The 15,612-nt window shown below is 62.6% G+C and carries 20 protein-coding genes; 19 read left to right on the top strand and 1 reads right to left on the bottom strand.

Annotated elements, in window-relative coordinates:
• Nucleotides 1-88 precede the first annotated feature (88 nt).
• The 18 genes from RD110_RS28540 (at nucleotide 89) to RD110_RS27875 (ending at nucleotide 9,533) form a co-directional block, all read left to right on the top strand.
• Nucleotides 89-1,447, top strand: coding sequence for a helix-turn-helix domain-containing protein (locus RD110_RS28540; protein WP_239467215.1), 1,359 nt, complete (start codon nucleotides 89-91; stop codon nucleotides 1,445-1,447).
• Nucleotide 1,448: 1 nt separating this feature from the next.
• Nucleotides 1,449-1,700, top strand: a complete 252-nt coding sequence (locus RD110_RS10860; protein ID WP_076199339.1) for a hypothetical protein — start codon at nucleotides 1,449-1,451, stop codon at nucleotides 1,698-1,700.
• Nucleotides 1,697-2,050 carry a hypothetical protein gene (locus tag RD110_RS10855; protein WP_157900140.1) on the top strand — a complete coding sequence of 118 codons (354 nt, stop codon included), beginning with the start codon at nucleotides 1,697-1,699 and terminating at the stop codon, nucleotides 2,048-2,050. Before RD110_RS10860 ends, RD110_RS10855 begins: the two co-directional genes overlap by 4 nt.
• Before the next feature lie 478 nt (nucleotides 2,051-2,528).
• Complete coding sequence (locus tag RD110_RS10845; protein ID WP_157900139.1) at nucleotides 2,529-2,834, top strand: hypothetical protein; 306 nt, start codon at nucleotides 2,529-2,531, stop codon at nucleotides 2,832-2,834.
• 24 nt (nucleotides 2,835-2,858) lie between these two features.
• On the top strand, nucleotides 2,859-3,083 hold the full coding sequence (locus RD110_RS10840; RefSeq protein ID WP_157900138.1) for a hypothetical protein: 225 nt from the start codon (nucleotides 2,859-2,861) through the stop codon (nucleotides 3,081-3,083).
• Nucleotides 3,084-3,107: 24 nt separating this feature from the next.
• On the top strand, nucleotides 3,108-4,436 hold the full coding sequence (locus RD110_RS10835; protein WP_076199329.1) for a pentapeptide repeat-containing protein: 1,329 nt from the start codon (nucleotides 3,108-3,110) through the stop codon (nucleotides 4,434-4,436).
• Between the two features lie 44 nt (nucleotides 4,437-4,480).
• Nucleotides 4,481-4,663: a hypothetical protein gene (locus tag RD110_RS27890; RefSeq protein ID WP_157900137.1), complete on the top strand. Its 183-nt coding sequence runs from the start codon at nucleotides 4,481-4,483 to the stop codon at nucleotides 4,661-4,663.
• Nucleotides 4,660-4,977: a hypothetical protein gene (locus RD110_RS10830; protein ID WP_076199327.1), complete on the top strand. Its 318-nt coding sequence runs from the start codon at nucleotides 4,660-4,662 to the stop codon at nucleotides 4,975-4,977. Before RD110_RS27890 ends, RD110_RS10830 begins: the two co-directional genes overlap by 4 nt.
• The gene (locus RD110_RS27885; protein WP_157900136.1) at nucleotides 4,974-5,159 is read left to right on the top strand and encodes a hypothetical protein; all 186 of its coding nucleotides are present in this window, start codon (nucleotides 4,974-4,976) and stop codon (nucleotides 5,157-5,159) included. Before RD110_RS10830 ends, RD110_RS27885 begins: the two co-directional genes overlap by 4 nt.
• Nucleotides 5,160-5,311: 152 nt before the next feature.
• Nucleotides 5,312-5,863 carry an ERF family protein gene (locus tag RD110_RS10825; RefSeq protein ID WP_157900135.1) on the top strand — a complete coding sequence of 184 codons (552 nt, stop codon included), beginning with the start codon at nucleotides 5,312-5,314 and terminating at the stop codon, nucleotides 5,861-5,863.
• Entirely contained in the window at nucleotides 5,860-6,297 is a 438-nt protein-coding gene (locus RD110_RS10820; RefSeq protein WP_076199323.1) for a single-stranded DNA-binding protein, read from the top strand. The genes RD110_RS10825 and RD110_RS10820 overlap by 4 nt, the downstream gene beginning before the upstream one ends.
• A 9-nt stretch (nucleotides 6,298-6,306) precedes the next feature.
• Nucleotides 6,307-6,807: a siphovirus Gp157 family protein gene (locus tag RD110_RS10815; RefSeq protein ID WP_076199321.1), complete on the top strand. Its 501-nt coding sequence runs from the start codon at nucleotides 6,307-6,309 to the stop codon at nucleotides 6,805-6,807.
• 103 nt (nucleotides 6,808-6,910) lie between these two features.
• Nucleotides 6,911-7,183 (top strand): hypothetical protein, encoded by a 273-nt coding sequence (locus tag RD110_RS10810; protein ID WP_157900134.1) that lies wholly within the window; start codon nucleotides 6,911-6,913, stop codon nucleotides 7,181-7,183.
• A gap of 23 nt (nucleotides 7,184-7,206) precedes the next feature.
• Nucleotides 7,207-7,878 carry a hypothetical protein gene (locus RD110_RS10805; protein ID WP_076199317.1) on the top strand — a complete coding sequence of 224 codons (672 nt, stop codon included), beginning with the start codon at nucleotides 7,207-7,209 and terminating at the stop codon, nucleotides 7,876-7,878.
• A gap of 244 nt (nucleotides 7,879-8,122) precedes the next feature.
• Nucleotides 8,123-8,650, top strand: a complete 528-nt coding sequence (locus RD110_RS10800) for a hypothetical protein (protein WP_076199315.1) — start codon at nucleotides 8,123-8,125, stop codon at nucleotides 8,648-8,650.
• Nucleotides 8,647-8,997, top strand: a complete 351-nt coding sequence (locus RD110_RS10795; protein ID WP_157900133.1) for a helix-turn-helix domain-containing protein — start codon at nucleotides 8,647-8,649, stop codon at nucleotides 8,995-8,997. The genes RD110_RS10800 and RD110_RS10795 overlap by 4 nt, the downstream gene beginning before the upstream one ends.
• 60 nt (nucleotides 8,998-9,057) lie before the next feature.
• On the top strand, nucleotides 9,058-9,318 hold the full coding sequence (locus tag RD110_RS27880; RefSeq protein WP_157900132.1) for a hypothetical protein: 261 nt from the start codon (nucleotides 9,058-9,060) through the stop codon (nucleotides 9,316-9,318).
• Entirely contained in the window at nucleotides 9,315-9,533 is a 219-nt protein-coding gene (locus RD110_RS27875) for a hypothetical protein (protein ID WP_157900131.1), read from the top strand. The genes RD110_RS27880 and RD110_RS27875 overlap by 4 nt, the downstream gene beginning before the upstream one ends.
• A 3-nt stretch (nucleotides 9,534-9,536) precedes the next feature.
• Here the strand turns inward: RD110_RS27875 and RD110_RS10790 are convergent, their stop codons facing one another.
• A complete protein-coding gene (locus RD110_RS10790) occupies nucleotides 9,537-11,813 on the bottom strand; it encodes a DNA internalization-related competence protein ComEC/Rec2 (protein WP_076199311.1) in 2,277 nt (758 codons plus the stop codon).
• Between the two features lie 117 nt (nucleotides 11,814-11,930).
• Here RD110_RS10790 and RD110_RS10785 point away from each other — a divergent pair, with 117 nt between their 5' ends.
• On the top strand, nucleotides 11,931-15,509 hold the full coding sequence (locus RD110_RS10785; RefSeq protein ID WP_076199309.1) for a transglutaminase family protein: 3,579 nt from the start codon (nucleotides 11,931-11,933) through the stop codon (nucleotides 15,507-15,509).
• The last annotated feature ends 103 nt before the right edge of the window (nucleotides 15,510-15,612 follow it).

Raw genomic sequence — 15,612 nt, 5'->3', positions numbered from 1 at the left:
GTCGTGTTGATTCGTCGGATCAGCGCGCTTCATATTTCTTGACTCGTCATGTCTCGTTGATTCAGGCAAAAAAAAGGACGATTGCGGCATGTTCAAAACTGACGCAATCGAATTGATCCAGCGCACCGCTGCCCGCAGTAGCAGGAAGGCCAGCGGCTGGGTTAGCGCCGCAAGTGCGGCTATGGAGGGCTTGGCGCATCTCGGGTTAGTCGCCGAGCCAGACGGCAACAAGAGCAAGCGCGGAGCAGAACAAGCAGCCGAGCACGAAGCCGAGTTCAAGGTCAGTCATCGACTACTCCGCTGTGGTGGCTGTGGGAGTGGCAAGCGGGATCGCTGGGCCACGGAGCTTGTTGCAGCTGCGGCAGACCGGGACAACCATCAGCGGCTTGTTGTAGTCGCGGTGGTCGTAGTCGCGGGCCGGTTTGGCGCAATCGACGCAAACTTGAGACTTAGCGCTTGGCAGTTCGCCCCGGCGAATTGCGCAATGCACTGCGTAGGAAGCGGCAGCGGCTCCAGTCTTCTTGCCCCAATGACGAGCGCACTCAAAACAGATCAGAGCGCGGCGGTCGCGTTGCGAGATGTCCGCACTGCAGAGACGGCAAAGACGAGTAGTCATTTAGATGGCCTCCGTCGTTTCGCGGGCCACACGCCGACGGCGCTTCGAGTCCGTCTCCATCAAGGCCAGCAAGCGGACCCCGAGGCTGTGGCGTGGCTCGGTAGTCTTCCCCCGAGCCAAATCACTGATGGTTGCTTGGGCGCATCCGGCCTTGGCGGCGATCTGCGGCTGGGTCAAACCGCGAACGGTTTGAATTTGGGCGATGACGTTTTTCCATTCCATGCCCCGACGATAACGTATCTCCGTTATTTATGCAACGGTTTTCAGTTACCGGAATTCCCTACAGTGCAAAAAATGGCAACTGACTACGGATCACGGCTGCGCGCGGCCCGAAAGCACGCGAAGCTCACCCAAATTCAACTGCAGGAGGCCACCGGCATCCCGCAGAGCACCATCTCGACCGCCGAGAGAATCGGGCACGGGTCGGCTGAGACTCCTGTCTACGCGAAGGCATGCGGGGTTGATGCGCACTGGCTTGCTACGGGGCTCGGAGACATGCTTGGCGGCGCCGCGCAAAACGCCAGCGAAGCTTGCGAAATGTCAAATAATCCCAATCCAAGGGAAACACCCGGATACCTGTTGATACGAATGGTTGACATACTGGGAACGCTAACATCAGGCACAAGGGGCGCGGCGGCGGAGTTGATCTCAGAGGCCATCAAGACTCCTGGCCTGGCGGAAAGCAACGCCGCGAAGTTGGAGGGAATGTTGACTTCCTCCAGTGACGTATCTCAGCCACAGCCCAGCCAATGGGCTCCGCCAAGAAAACAGACGCCACATGCCGAGATCCCAGGGAAAACAGACAAACGTAGTCGCAATACAGGGACGTGATATGCCCTACCGCCTTATCCAAGACACCGTAAGCCGAGATGTAGTCGAGGCGCTCGAAACCTTGCTTGACGGCGCCAGGCGCGGAGAAGTTACAGGCATCGCTTATGCCTGCAGCCTCAAGAAGATGCGCTATTTCACCAACATCGCAGGCCTGTGTTACAAGAATCCGACTTTTGCCCGTGGCATGGTCGGCGCGCTAACCGATGAGCTGGCGACCATCATTCACCATAGAAACGAAGGGGAAACCCGATGAAAAAGCTCCTTTGGGCTTTTGCGCCTCTCTTGCTGGCAAGTCCACTGGCTCACGCAGCGGAAGGCGTGAATGCATATGGAGTGGGTGCAAGAACTTGCGGCCAATTCTTGGAGGACATAGGCAAGGGCAACGCAGCAAACAAGGCTATCTATGCCACCTACATCTATGGCTTTTTGACTGGTTACAACGCCTACAACCAGGAGCGCCAAATATCCACAGACTTAGTTGAAGCCACCATGATCGCCTATGGAAACAAGTACTGCAGCGCCTTCCCGTTAAACCTTTTTTCGGGCGTCGCAATGGGACTGGCGGTAGACCTGGGCGGGAAGCCGGTTCCTTGGAAAAAATAGGATGAGAAGGCTGCAGTTCATGATCGCCCTTCTATCCTGTCACGCCGTGGGAATGGCGGCCCTGCCACGCGACCGAGCGGAAGTCCGCGCATTTATCAAGGAACACCCATGCCCAGCTACTGGCCGCACCCGCGGTGCCTGTCCAGGCTACCAGGTGGATCACACCATTCCTCTATGTGCGGGCGGACCTGACAAGCGCGAAAACATGTTCTGGTTGTCGGTCGAGGATCACAAGTTCAAGACTTTTACCGACGTGCGCGAGTGCCGCAAGCTGCGACAGATGGCCAGGACACCCGCCAAGTAGCGAAGCCTGTCAATTCAATCAAAGCCACCTTCGGGTGGTTTTTTTTCGCCTGTGCTTTTTCACAACATCAAAAATAAATTGAGCAGATAACGGAAACCCGTTGACGAGCGATAACGTATCCCCGATAATCCATCACACACCCAAACAAAGCCTCACCCCAACCAAAGGATGAACATGAAGCTGAACCAGAACGATCTCGAAAGCATTAAAGACCGCATGCAACGTGGCGAGCTGACAGCAGCCCAGGCAAATGTCGAAATGGTGCGGGCGCAGCGGGTTCGCTTGGTCACCAGTCGTCTGCCTGCCGACATCCGTAGCACGCTGAACGCCGCCGTGAAGGCCGGTCAACTTGGTCACATGAAGAAGGCCGGCAGCAAGCCAGAAGCCTACTTTCACCCAACCTTCGATTTCCTGGCGAAAGCGGAGCGCAACAAGGCAGCGGAAACCGCAATGCGCGCCCTATTGGCCGTGTGCGCCTAACCCCCTCCCAACCAAAGGATGAACATGAAGTACAGCATCACGCGAGATATGCCCCGCCTTGTCGCGTCAGAAGCGAAGAAGGGGGATGAGGTTCTTTGCACGAACGGGTTGGGCACGGGCTTTCTTGTTCGCGGTCGGCGGTATGTGATTTCCGAAGTCACGCCGACCGGCTACGTGCGCGTCGAGGGCAGTTCAAGCCACTACCACGCATCGGGGCGCTTTGTTTCTCTCGCCAACGCAACCGCCTAACCCCTCCCTATCAAAGGACTGAACATGAGCACTGCAACCAAGATCAAGATCGTCAACCGCTACAACAGCGAAACCGTCCTCTTCGAGTGCGATGCGCCCGAAGGCCTGGAATCCGGCCTGCATCTTCGCCACGCATTGGAGCAGGCGACGGCGGCACGCCGTGACCTGAGCGGTGCCTACCTGAGCGGTGCCAACCTGAGCGGTGCCAACCTGAGCGATGCCAACCTGAGCGATGCCTACCTGAGCGGTGCCAACCTGAGCGGTGCCTACCTGAGCGGTGCCAACCTGAGCGGTGCCAACCTGAGCGATGCCAACCTGAGCGATGCCTACCTGAGCGGTGCCAACCTGCGCGGTGCCAACCTGAGCGGTGCCAACCTGAGCGGTGCCAACCTGAGCGATGCCAACCTGAGCGATGCCAACCTGAGCGATGCCTACCTGAGCGGTGCCAACCTGAGCGGTGCCAACCTGAGCGGTGCCAACCTGCGCGGTGCCTACCTGAGCGGTGCCAACCTGAGCGGTGCCAACCTGAGCGATGCCAACCTGAGCGATGCCTACCTGAGCGGTGCCAACCTGCGCGGTGCCAACCTGAGCGGTGCCAACCTGAGCGGTGCCAACCTGAGCGATGCCAACCTGAGCGATGCCTACCTGAGCGGTGCCAACCTGAGCGGTGCCAACCTGAGCGGTGCCAACCTGCGCGGTGCCTACCTGAGCGGTGCCAACCTGAGCGGTGCCAACCTGAGCGATGCCAACCTGAGCGATGCCTACCTGAGCGGTGCCAACCTGCGCGGTGCCAACCTGAGCGGTGCCAACCTGAGCGGTGCCAACCTGAGCGATGCCAACCTGAGCGATGCCTACCTGAGCGGTGCCAACCTGAGCGATGCCAACCTGAGCGGTGCCAACCTGAGCGGTGCCAACCTGAGCGGTGCCAACCTGCGCGGTGCCAACCTGAGCGGTGCCAACCTGAGCGGTGCCAACCTGAGCGATGCCAACCTGAGCGATGCCTACCTGAGCGGTGCCAACCTGAGCGGCTTCCGCCAAGACTTTTGGGATGTTCTGCTTCGCGCCCCTGCGGAGATTGCTGGCGTGCGGGCTGCGCTGGTCGAGGGCCGCGTGGATGGCTCGACTTACGAAGGCGAATGCGCCTGCTTGGTCGGAACCATTGGCAACGTTCGCCACACCTCATATGCCAACCTGGGCAATGGCTTGAAACCCGATAGCGGCCGGCCTGCCGAGCAGTGGTTCATGGGCATCAAGAAAGGCGACACGCCCGAAACGAATCAGGCGTCAAAGCTGGCTGTGGAGTGGCTGGATGAACTCCAGGGCCTGCTGTCGCTCGCCATGGCAACCGCCTAACCCCCTCCCAATAAGCCAGCCATCAACCTAATAGGAGATTGAGCATGAGCACAGAGCAAGCGCCCGCGCAACCAAAGGTTTGCCATCACCACTTGATGACCAGCACCCGCGAAAAAGGTGTGTATTGCTGTGATTGCGGTGAGCCCTTGGTTGGGTTTTTCTGGCCATTCTCGCGTAACACGCTTGCTGGAGCGTTGCTCTATGCCATGCGCGAGGCCAACGCATGAACGCCGTCACCACCGACATGCACACCGCCTTCATCGAGGCAACGCAATCCGGCATGTACTGGCCGGTTGATTGGGCGCCACTGACGCAGATGCCCATCGGTCGCGGGCCAATGCTGCCGGTGTCAGCCAAGCGCTATCAGCTCACGCACGAAATCATGGAAGAAGCCTTGAGCTACGGCGAAGGTCCAAGCATGGCCGAGGTGATGGGCTTGATTGCAGAGCGTGCACGTCAGGGTGACAAAGAGTTTGAAGAGTTGATTGACCGCATGGCGGCAGTCTTTGCCAAGTTCAACGAGACACCGGAGGAAGAATGAATTCATCCAACTGGACCGGCCGCTTCCCTCGCACGCTAGAGCAAGCCTTTGGCCCGGGTGCTCGACTGAGCATTGAGGATGAGAGGGTTAAGACGCCATGGCATGAGCGGGTGCTGTATCTGGTGGCTGTAGTGGCTGCTGTAGTTCTGGCTGTGATGGCTGATATGGGGCAACTGCCATGAGCGCGCTCTACATCGTCGCCGTGGCCTTCATGGAATGGCTTTATGAGAAGGAAGCGCCATGAAGCTCAAGAACGCAATCTTTGACCAGCAGGAACGCGAGCTACTCGCCTTCGGTGGTTTTGACCCGGAATATTTCAAACAAGGAGTGAATGATGAAGCAAATCGCAATGGCGTTCGTGAAGGCGAAAAGGGAGTTCGGCCCAGCACTGAAGGACAAAACCAACCCCGCCTTCCGGTCCCGGTACGCTGACCTGGGCGCGTGCATCGATGCTGTTGAAGACGCGCTCCTGAACAACGGCATTGCGATGTATCAGGAGACATCCGAGGACGCTACGGGCGTGACGGTGGAAACGATCTTCCTGCACGAAACCGGCGAATCTCTGCGCTGCGGAAAGCTGCATGTTCCAGCGGCCAAGCAAGACCCGCAGGGTTACGGCTCGGCGCTCACCTACAGCAGGCGCTACAGCCTCATGACGGCGTGCGGCATTGCACCCGAGGATGACGACGGCAACGCAGCCACACGCCGGCCACAGCCTGATGTCGCAGCGATCCTGCGCGGCATCAGTGGATCTACCACCGTTGACGTACTGAAAAGCAATTTCGAGGCAGCAATCCAAATGCTCGAATCAAACCACCATCCGGCCGTGACCAAGGCCAAAAACACCCGCTACAAAGAACTCACCGCACAGAAGGAAACCGCATGAACAACATCACCATTGCCGGCCCATTGGGTAAAGATTCCGAGCTGCGCACCATCAACAGCGGCGACCAGGTTCTCTCGTTCAGCGTGGCGGACAGCGCCGGCCGCGACAAGCCCACGATTTGGTGGAACTGTCAGTTGTGGGGCAAACGTGCCGCGGCGCTGCAGCAGTACCTTGCAAAAGGCCAACAGGTCGCCGTGTCGGGCTCCGTGTCGGAGCGCGAATGGAAGGACAAGGACGGCAATCCGCGCAAGAGCCTGGAGATTCGCGTCAACGACGTGGCGCTGCAGGGCTCGAAGTCGGCGCAGGAACCAGCCGCACGACCGTCAGCGGCGCCAGCACCAGCGGGCGGCAGTGGCTTTGATGACTTCGGCGACGGAGGCGATATACCTTTTGCCGACCCCCTCCACAACCGCGCCTACTGCCTTGTCATCTAAGGAGCCACCATGACCTCGATCTCTCTGTTTCGCGCCACCGAAGATCTGCGCGATCTACTCGACCAAGTAGATGAATCGACCGGCGAATTGCCCGAAGGCCTGGGCGATGCCCGCGCCCTGGTGGTCGGCAAGGCTGTTTCCGTCACAGCGTACATCCTCAATGAGGAAGCGCAGATTGAAATGGTGAAGGCCCGCGCGAAGGACTTGCTGGACGCCGCCAAGCGTGCCGAGAAGCGCGTTACGTGGCTCAGGGCCTACCTGCAAGAGAACATGGCCGCAACGGGCATCCTGAGCATCAAGAGCGATGACGGCACTTTTTCGGCCAAGCTGGAGCGCGAGCGTGATGCATCGGTCGATGTGTTCGATGAAGCGCAGTTGCCGCAGGACTACATGACCGAGGTGCCGGCCACGTTCAAGCCTGACAAGAAGCTGATCGCCAAGGCCATCAAGGACGGGTTCACGGTGCCTGGTGCGCGCATGGTGAAGACTGACCGCTTGACCTTGAAATAGCCATGGCCACCTATCGCTGCCAAAAGTGCGGTCACGTCCATTCAGGGCCTTGCAAGCTCTGGCCGATCAACAAGATCAATCTAATCACCTTGCTGGGTACACCATGAGCCTGCCCGAAAACTCTTGCCGAACCCCATGCACGATTGAGGTGCTACTGCACTGTCATTACTGCCCTGAGCCGCATCCGCGCATGGACGCAGAGGCTGTCAAGGAGGCGTTCAGCTTCCTTGAGCATCACGGCATTATCAAGAAGTCAGTCGCCCATGACGTTTGGGGAACAACCGAACGAGGCCGTGCGCATGTCAAATTGCTATGCACCATCCCATTTCCACGCGCTGCATTTGTGGATCAGCAGGGCAATGAGATTGCCATCTAGCCCCTGCCCGATAAGGAAACAACATGAACCCCCCTACTGCATCGGATGCAGCACCAGCACTGACCGAGCGCATCACCGCCTATCTCTCGGGTGGCGGCCTCTTCAATCCCGAGCTCGCCAACCACGACGCAGTGCGCGACCTTCTGATCGACTGCCGCGCCGCTCTCTCTGCCGCATCCACTCCGGTAGCGGCAGAGCCGAGCGACTATCCCCCGTTGCCAGACATGGAATTCATCGGCACGTCGCGCTTTGGATCAATCTTTCGAGGCTTCACGGAAGAGCAGATGCATACCTATGTCGATGCTGACCGCGCGAGTCGTGCCGCGCCACCAGTACCGCCAGCAGAGGCGAGCGAGCCTGTGACGCGCGCGCAGATCAAAGCGATCTTCCTGCGCAACGGGTTCGCGGTGAAGCCTGGAGAGGTTGACCTGAAGGAATGCCTCTACAAAGCCGGCGAGCAGCTCGTGAAATTTGCGCAGGATGTGCGCCCGACGGGGCCGCTGCCTGCCCCTGTATCCAGTCAGCCGACAGGATGGCAACCGACCCGCGGTCAGTATGAAAACCTGCTTGACGATATTGCCGATTGGGGCAGGCACGTTGAAGTTGACACGGCGCCGAAGACGCTCGACCAGCATGTGCGGGACGTGTTCGCCGAACACGGTATCGCCTCAATAGTTGGAAAGGACGCGCCATGATCATAGGCAAGCCATACAAACCGCGCCGTACACCAGTCGAATCGCTGCTTCCTAAGGCGGTCTACATGCACTACCTTGATAGCACGGATCGCATCCCTGGAAATCGACCATGCATCATCTACACCACGAACAAATCAAACCCGTTCGGCCGCCCCGGAGAGGATTACTCCCCCGAGTATCCCTGGCGTTACATCAGGCTTGTTCGCGAGCCATCCTCCGCCGCCCCTGCTCCAAAGGAGGCGACATGATCGACAAAGACAAAATCCGCGCCGCCTTCGAGCAATGGATCTGCAAACGCTGGGGCGGGTGCGAGCGCGGCGAGTTGAATTGGAATGGCACCCAGTACGCCAACGACCGCGTGGATTTCGCCTGGGACGCATGGCGCGATGCCTGCACTCCATTGGCCCGCGAGATCGAGGCGCTACAGGCCAAAGACGCCCGCCTAGCCCTGCAAGCCACAGGCGACCATCCAGCACCATGCGCAGGGTCGTGTGAAGCGCAGGCGTTCAGGATCGACGCCAGGGCGTTGCGGGCCGAAATACAACGTCTTGAGCAGCGCCGGCCTCTGGATGCCGCGGAGATGAGAGAGTTCATCGGCTCAAACTTCGAGAGTGCTCTTGCTGGCAATCAGCCCCTGTCGGATTCAGTGATGACGTGGAACACAGAGGCATCCGACAATGACAAATGGACCTTGACAACGCATGATCTGCTGAGTTGCTTCGACGGCTTGGAAGATTGGATCAGGCCGGGAAAAGAAGGAAACGCACCATGAATTCAGTCCGGATTTCTCACGCTATGAAGTGGAAAATGAGCCGCCTTGAGATAAGCATGGCTGAAATGGCCAAGGCAGTAGAGATGTCGGTACAGAGCGTGCATGCGCTCATCCACAGAGACAGCAAAATCTCCACAGAGAAGGCCGCCCGGATTGCTGGCGCGCTGGGATGGACCCTGGACGAAATGCTTGCCCAGCAGCGGAAGATGGACGAGGGTTACGAGCGCGTGGCTTTGCTTGAGGAAGATCCAAAGGCCTACACGCAAGCGGTCCTCGCAATCGCCATGGCTGCGGGGCGGAAGCCAGGTCTCCCCAAGGGAAAGCTCCCCCAAGAAGGGGAGCTTTAATGAAGCCGAAAGATATCCAAAACCTACAACTTGTCGGTTTTGAGCTGAGAGGGAAGAAAAATGAGCGTCAATAACGAAGAACTAGGGGCCGCGCTACGTCTGGCGCTTGATCTGTGTCTTGAGATCAGGCCGGAGCCACGTTACAAGATGGTTCACGTCGATCATCCTTCTTTTCTCGATCCGTTCACGGAGCATTATGACCTCGGCAAACACGAGGTCATCAGAAATGACGGGAACATCTATCGAGCCACTGTGACCGCCGTTACCAAGGCGGCAAGCCATATGAGGCCAGCCAAGGGTCAGGGAGGAGGTGCACCATGAACGACTTGATGACTTTGCAAGAGATTGCCGACTTCGCGCGTTGCAGCCAGCGGCATGCCCGCGATGTGATCGTCAAGCTGCCAGGATTCCCGGCCGAAGCCCCGCTTTCGACGCCCCGGAATCGGCTATGGCTGCGGAACGAGGTGCGGGCATATGTGCAGAGAAAGCCAGCGAAACTCGCACAAATCCCGCAAATCCGGCTACAAGCCGCATAAACACTAGGCCCTGCTGCCGTGGTGCGGCACCAGCAGCACGTCGGCGTGAAGGCGCCGGGGCTCATCGGCCGCGAGGCGGGCTTCCTGGGCCTTCTCGATGTCGCCCGCGAGCAGCGCGGCATGGGCACCGTTCGAGATGCGCAGCACACAGCTGATGGCATTGGGCTTGGCATTGGCGGCGTAGTCGGCCGCTCGGGGATGCAGGATTTCGAAGTCGACGCCGTCCCAGGCCCAGCGCTGTCCGGCCAGGCAGGGCTCGATGGGCCGCACCCGGCCCAGGGGATGGGCAGCCTCGATCGACGTCAGCAACCGCGCCTGCGGCTGCATCTCGAGCACCGCCTGGGCGCCGCCGCTGTGGTCGCTGTCGCGGTGGCTCACGACCACGGTATCGACGCGTTCGCCGAGCGCCCGCAGCAGCGGCACCAGCACCAGATGGCCGGCATCGCTGTCCGGGCCGAAGCGCGGGCCGGTGTCAAAGACAAGGCTGTGGTCGGCGGTGCGCACCAGCACCGCATTGCCCTGGCCGATGTCGGCCACGAGCAACTCGAACTGTCCCGGCGCCGGCCGCGGCGATTGCCACAACAGCACCGGCAACAGCAATGGCACACCGAGCGCGCGCAACCCCCAGGGCAGGCGCAGCACCAGCAGCACGGCGCCGGCCAGGCCCGCGATGCTGGCCCCGAGCGAGGCCGCGGCGACCGAGACCGTCGCCCCCGGCAGCGCCGCCAGCCCCTGCAGGCACCAGGCGAGCCCGCCCACCGCGGCACCAGCCATGTCCCAAATTGGTGCAGCCAGCAGACCGAGCAAGGCCAGGGGCGTGACCACCAGCGTGACCCAGGGAATCGCCACCAGGTTGGCCAGCAGGCCGACCAGCGAAACCTGCTGGAACAGCAGCAGCGTCAGCGGGGTCAGCGCCAATGTCACCGTCCACTGTTCGCGCAGCATGGCGCGGGCGCGGTGTCTCAGGCCGGCCAGGCCGATGCCCGCGGCCTGCGCGCCGCCATCCGTGGCAAACAGCACGCCAACGGCCACGAAGCTGAGCCAGAAGCCCGCCTGCAGCAGCGCCCACGGGTCGATGGCCAGCACCACGGCACAGGCCAGCAGCCACACCAGCGGCCAGGGCCAGCGCAACCCGCGCCAGCGCAGCACACCGACGGTGACCAGCATCCACACCGTGCGCTGCGAAGGCACACCCCAGCCGCTGAACACGGCATAGGCCGCCGCCAGGCCAACGCCGCCGACCAGCGCCACGCGCGGCGCGGGCCAGCGCAGGCCGGCCTGCCAGCCCAGCACATCGCTGCGCCGCCAGAGCCAACCGACCAGGGCCGACGCCAGCCAGGCGAACATGGTGATGTGCAGGCCCGAGATCGATACGAGGTGCGCGACGCCGGTCGCGCGGAACACATCCCAGTCGGCGCGGTCGATGGCGTTCTGGTCGCCGACCACCAGCGCCGCCACCACGCCCGCGCGCCGTTGCTGCGTGCGCGCCTCGTCACCTTCCAGCCCCGGCGGCGCCATGCGCCGGTAGATCGCGTCGCGCACGGCCTGGCGCGCGCGCTCCACGGGCCGCCGCCAGGTATCGCCGAGCCATCCGGGCGGCGTGTCGCTCGGGCCCGCGCGCACATAGCCGGTGGCCTGCACGGCCTGCTCCCACAGCCACAGCTCGTAATCGAAGCCGCGCGGATTGCGCCCGCCATGCGGCGCCTTGAGGCGCACCGTCATCTGCCAGCGCTGACCGGCGCGCAGGTCGGGCGGTGTGGACTGCAGTTCGTCGGCCGGCTCCCCGCCCGCCGTCTCGAAGCCGATGCGGCCGCGGTACCAATGCAATTCGAGTTGCGGCGGCAAGCGCACGGCGATGCCGTCCGAGGCACGCGCCGCAGAGGCGACCGCCATGCGAAAGCGCAGCCCGCCTTCGTTGCGTTGCGGCATCGCGGCCACGAGGCCGGTGATGCGGAGGTCCACGCCTTCGAGCTCCGGCAACAGGCCGTTCTGCACGAAGGCGGCGCTGCGCAGGCCGCACAGGCTGAAAGCGCAGACCGCGGTGCAGGCCATGACGGCCAGCCCGTGCACCGCCGAGGGCCATCGCACACGCCGCGACGCTCCCGTATTCATAGCAGCAAGCGCCGATCCCAGAAGCCCCAGCGCCATGCAGCATGCATAAAGCCCTGCCGTCCACAACACCGGTTGCTGCAATTGCAGGCCCGTGCCCAGGCACCAGCCGGTCAGCGCCGGGCCAATCCAGGCGGAGCGAAGGGGTGCGGGCCATCCGGTTCGATGCATGGGCTCATGTCCAATGGCCATACGGCGGTCACGCCGATTGGCTCAGGTCTTGCTAGTATCGCGGGTAGCTTGGCGACGCCAAGTGAATTTCTCATCGAAGCCTCCAGAGACAACTACATGTCCATCCACGCAGCACTGAACCACGTCACGCACTACAAGTACGACCGCCCGGTCAACCTCGGGCCCCAAGTGATTCGGCTGCGCCCGGCACCGCACTGCCGCAGCAACGTCATCTCGTATTCGCTCAAGATCGAGCCCGCCAACCATTTCGTGAACTGGCAACAGGACCCGTTCGCCAACTACCAGGCTCGCCTGGTGTTTCCCGAAAAGACCACCGAGTTCAAGGTCACGGTGGACCTGGTGGTGGAGATGGCGGTCTACAACCCGTTCGACTACTTCCTCGAGCCCGAGGCGCAGAACTTCCCCATCAAGTACAACGACACGCTCAAGGAAGAACTCTCGCCCTACCTCGCCACCGAGCCGGTCACGCCGCTGGTGCAGGCCTATCTCGACAAGCTCGATCTAAAAAAACAACCGACCAACGACTTCCTGGTCTACATCAACCAGCAGGTGCAGAAGGACATCCGCTACCTGATCCGCATGGAGCCCGGCGTGCAGACGCCCGAGGAAACCCTGGAAAAAGCCAGCGGCTCCTGCCGCGACTCGGGCTGGTTGCTGGTGCAACTGCTGCGCCACTGCGGCATGGCCGCGCGTTTCGTCTCGGGCTACCTGATCCAGCTCACGCCCGATGTGAAGGCGCTGGACGGCCCGAGCGGCACCACGGTCGACTTCACCGACCTGCACGCCTGGTGCGAGGTGTTCCTGCCGGGCGCGGGCTGGATCGGCCTGGACGCGACCTCGGGCCTGTTCGCCGGCGAAGGCCACATCCCGCTGGCCTGCACACCGCAGCCCTCCAGCGCCGCGCCGATCGAAGGCGGCGTGGACAAGGCCGAAGTCGAATTCGCGCACCACATGAAGGTCACGCGGCTGTACGAGTCCCCACGCGTCACCAAGCCCTACACCGACGAACAGTGGGTCGACGTACTGGCGCTTGGCGAAAAGGTCGACCAGGACCTGATCGACAGCGACGTGCGCCTGACCATGGGCGGCGAGCCCACCTTCGTCGCCGTGAACGACCGCGATGCGGCCGAATGGAACACCGACGCGCTCGGACCGACGAAGCGTGGCTTTGCCACCGAGCTCACGCACAAGCTGCGCGACCAATACGGCAAAGGCGGCTTCCTGCATTTCGGCCAAGGCAAGTGGTATCCGGGCGAGCAGTTGCCGCGCTGGGCGCTCAACATCTTCTGGCGGGCCGACAAACAGCCGGTGTGGCGCAACCCCGATCTGTTCGCCGACGAACGCCTGCCTTCGCACTACTCCAGCGAAGACGCGCAGCGTTTCACCGAACGCCTGGCGCACAACCTCGGCCTGACCAGCGACTACATCGTCGCCGGCCATGAGGACGTGTGGTACTACCTGTGGCGCGAACGCCGGCTGCCGGTCAACGTGGATCCGTTCAAGTCCCGCCTCGGCGACGAGATGGAACGCGCACGGCTGCGCCGCGTGTTCGAGCAGGGCCTGGATGCCGTGGTCGGCTACGTGCTGCCGCTCAAGCCGCAGGACGGCCCGCGCCTGGCCGGCCCGGTGTGGACCACCGGCCCCTGGTTCTTCCGCGACGAGCGGATGTACCTCATGCCCGGCGATTCACCGATGGGCCTGCGCCTGCCGCTCGACTCCCTGCCCTGGGTCAGCGAAGGCGACTACCCCTACCTGGTCGAACAGGACCCGTCGATCCCACGCGGCGCGCTGCCGGATGCCAACGCCATGTTCGCGCGTTACGCCGGGGCCCGCGGCTCCGGTGCGACCACCGGCACCGGTGCGGGCGCAGGCGTCGATCCAAGCTGGGCCGAGGCCTTCGCCAAGGGCCGTCTCGGCGACCGCGCGCGCATGCCCTACACCGCGGGCGTTCCGCCCACGCCCGAGGCCGCCCGCCTGCGCCAGGACGGCACGCCCGGCGCAGCCAACGCGGCGGTCTCCAGCGCCAATGCCCGCACCGCCTCGCAGACCGAGCCGGCCGACTTCAACCGCGTGCCGTCGCGCCAGGAATCCGCGCACTGGATCACCCGCACCGCGCTGTGCGTCGAGGTGCGCGACCCGCGCCGCGCCAGCGGCCCCAAGGCCGAAGCCGTGGGCACCAAGTCCGGCGTGCTGTACGTGTTCATGCCGCCGCTGGAACTGCTGGAAGACTACCTGGAGCTGCTGGCCGCGATCGAGACCACGGCCGAACAACTGGCCGTCAAGCTGGTCATCGAAGGCTACCCGCCCCCGCGCGACCCGCGCCTGAAGCTCCTGGCCGTCACACCCGACCCCGGCGTCATCGAAGTCAACGTGCACCCCGTCACCAGTTGGGGCGAACTGGTGGACAACACCGAGTTCCTCTACAACGCGGCGTTCGAATCTCGCCTGTCGGCCGAGAAGTTCATGACCGACGGCCGCCACACCGGCACCGGCGGCGGCAACCACTTCGTGATGGGCGGCTCCACGCCGACCGACAGCCCATTCCTGCGCCGACCCGAGTTGCTGACCAGCATGCTGCTGTACTGGCACAACCACCCGTCGCTGAGCTACCTGTTCAGCGGCATGTTCGTCGGCCCGACGAGCCAGTCGCCGCGCGTGGACGAAGCCCGCAACGACCAGTTGTACGAGCTCGAGATCGCCATCGAGCAGGTCGCGAAGAACCGCGAGAAATACGGCCAGGACATGCCGCCGTGGATCGTCGACCGCACGCTGCGCAACATCCTGATCGACGCGACGGGCAACACCCACCGCAGCGAATTCTCGATCGACAAGATGTATTCGCCCGACAGCAGCACCGGCCGCCTGGGCCTGCTGGAGTTGCGCGCCTTCGAGATGCCGCCGCATGCGCGGATGAGCATCGCGCAGCAGCTGCTGCTGCGCGCCTTCGTGGCCCGCTTCTGGAAAACCCCTTACCGCGCGCCGGCCACGCGCTGGGGCACCGAGCTGCATGACCGCTTCATGCTGCCCGCCTTCATCCAGATGGACTTCAACGACATCATCGACGAGATGAACATGGCCGGCTACGCGTTCGACAAGAGCTGGTTCGCGCCGCACCTGGAGTTCCGCTTCCCGCTGGTCGGCTCGGTGCAGACTTCGGGCATGGAGCTCACCTTGCGCAACGCGCTCGAGCCCTGGCATGTGCTCGGCGAGGAAAGCTCCTCCACCGGCACCGCGCGGTATGTGGATTCGTCGCTGGAGCGCATCGAGGTCAAGGTCAACGGCATGAACCAGAGCCGCTATGTGGTCACCTGCAACGGCCAGGCGCTGCCGATGCAGTCCACCGGCGTGATGGGCGAATTCGTGGCCGGCGTACGTTACCGCGCCTGGAACCCGCCGTCGGCCCTGCACCCGACCATCGGCATCCACGCGCCGCTGACCTTCGACATCGTCGACACCTGGATGAAACATTCCGTCGGCGGCTGCCAGTACTTCGTGACCCATCCGGGCGGGCTGAGCTACGAGACCTTCCCCGTCAACGCCTACACCGCGGAGAGCCGGCGCCTGTCGCGCTTCACGCGCATGGGCCACACGCCGGGCGTGATCAACGTGCCGCCGGCCACCATCAACGTGCCGGGCAGCAAGGAATTCCCGTTCACGTTGGATCTGCGCCGCTAGACACCGCACGAGTCGGCCATCGGCATGCGCAAAGGCGCCCCGGCCCTTGCCCATGCCGATTTTTCATGCCGCCATGCCTTTGCCGCCCGTCTTTCTGGTTGCC

It is taken from the genome of Rhodoferax koreense, from assembly GCF_001955695.1.
Classification (GTDB): Bacteria; Pseudomonadota; Gammaproteobacteria; order Burkholderiales; family Burkholderiaceae_C; genus Rhodoferax_B; species Rhodoferax_B koreensis.
The sequence above is the reverse complement of the archived record's forward strand: the minus strand, read 5'-3'. Positions and strand labels throughout refer to the sequence as shown.

What these genes read in the sequence shown, in the direction of transcription:
- RD110_RS27885 (WP_157900136.1), top strand. Translation starts at nt 4,974, where the DNA reads ATGAATTCATCCAACTGGACCGGCCGCTTCCCTCGCACGCTAGAGCAA.
- RD110_RS10795 (WP_157900133.1), top strand. Translation starts at nt 8,647, where the DNA reads ATGAATTCAGTCCGGATTTCTCACGCTATGAAGTGGAAAATGAGCCGC.
- RD110_RS10840 (WP_157900138.1), top strand. Translation starts at nt 2,859, where the DNA reads ATGAAGTACAGCATCACGCGAGATATGCCCCGCCTTGTCGCGTCAGAA.
- RD110_RS10825 (WP_157900135.1), top strand. Translation starts at nt 5,312, where the DNA reads ATGAAGCAAATCGCAATGGCGTTCGTGAAGGCGAAAAGGGAGTTCGGC.
- RD110_RS10815 (WP_076199321.1), top strand. Translation starts at nt 6,307, where the DNA reads ATGACCTCGATCTCTCTGTTTCGCGCCACCGAAGATCTGCGCGATCTA.
- RD110_RS27890 (WP_157900137.1), top strand. Translation starts at nt 4,481, where the DNA reads ATGAGCACAGAGCAAGCGCCCGCGCAACCAAAGGTTTGCCATCACCAC.
- RD110_RS10835 (WP_076199329.1), top strand. Translation starts at nt 3,108, where the DNA reads ATGAGCACTGCAACCAAGATCAAGATCGTCAACCGCTACAACAGCGAA.
- RD110_RS10830 (WP_076199327.1), top strand. Translation starts at nt 4,660, where the DNA reads ATGAACGCCGTCACCACCGACATGCACACCGCCTTCATCGAGGCAACG.
- RD110_RS10855 (WP_157900140.1), top strand. Translation starts at nt 1,697, where the DNA reads ATGAAAAAGCTCCTTTGGGCTTTTGCGCCTCTCTTGCTGGCAAGTCCA.
- RD110_RS10845 (WP_157900139.1), top strand. Translation starts at nt 2,529, where the DNA reads ATGAAGCTGAACCAGAACGATCTCGAAAGCATTAAAGACCGCATGCAA.
- RD110_RS27880 (WP_157900132.1), top strand. Translation starts at nt 9,058, where the DNA reads ATGAGCGTCAATAACGAAGAACTAGGGGCCGCGCTACGTCTGGCGCTT.
- RD110_RS10790 (WP_076199311.1), bottom strand. Translation starts at nt 11,813, where the DNA reads ATGCATCGAACCGGATGGCCCGCACCCCTTCGCTCCGCCTGGATTGGC.
- RD110_RS28540 (WP_239467215.1), top strand. Translation starts at nt 89, where the DNA reads ATGTTCAAAACTGACGCAATCGAATTGATCCAGCGCACCGCTGCCCGC.
- RD110_RS10800 (WP_076199315.1), top strand. Translation starts at nt 8,123, where the DNA reads ATGATCGACAAAGACAAAATCCGCGCCGCCTTCGAGCAATGGATCTGC.
- RD110_RS10810 (WP_157900134.1), top strand. Translation starts at nt 6,911, where the DNA reads ATGAGCCTGCCCGAAAACTCTTGCCGAACCCCATGCACGATTGAGGTG.
- RD110_RS10820 (WP_076199323.1), top strand. Translation starts at nt 5,860, where the DNA reads ATGAACAACATCACCATTGCCGGCCCATTGGGTAAAGATTCCGAGCTG.
- RD110_RS10805 (WP_076199317.1), top strand. Translation starts at nt 7,207, where the DNA reads ATGAACCCCCCTACTGCATCGGATGCAGCACCAGCACTGACCGAGCGC.
- RD110_RS10785 (WP_076199309.1), top strand. Translation starts at nt 11,931, where the DNA reads ATGTCCATCCACGCAGCACTGAACCACGTCACGCACTACAAGTACGAC.
- RD110_RS10860 (WP_076199339.1), top strand. Translation starts at nt 1,449, where the DNA reads ATGCCCTACCGCCTTATCCAAGACACCGTAAGCCGAGATGTAGTCGAG.
- RD110_RS27875 (WP_157900131.1), top strand. Translation starts at nt 9,315, where the DNA reads ATGAACGACTTGATGACTTTGCAAGAGATTGCCGACTTCGCGCGTTGC.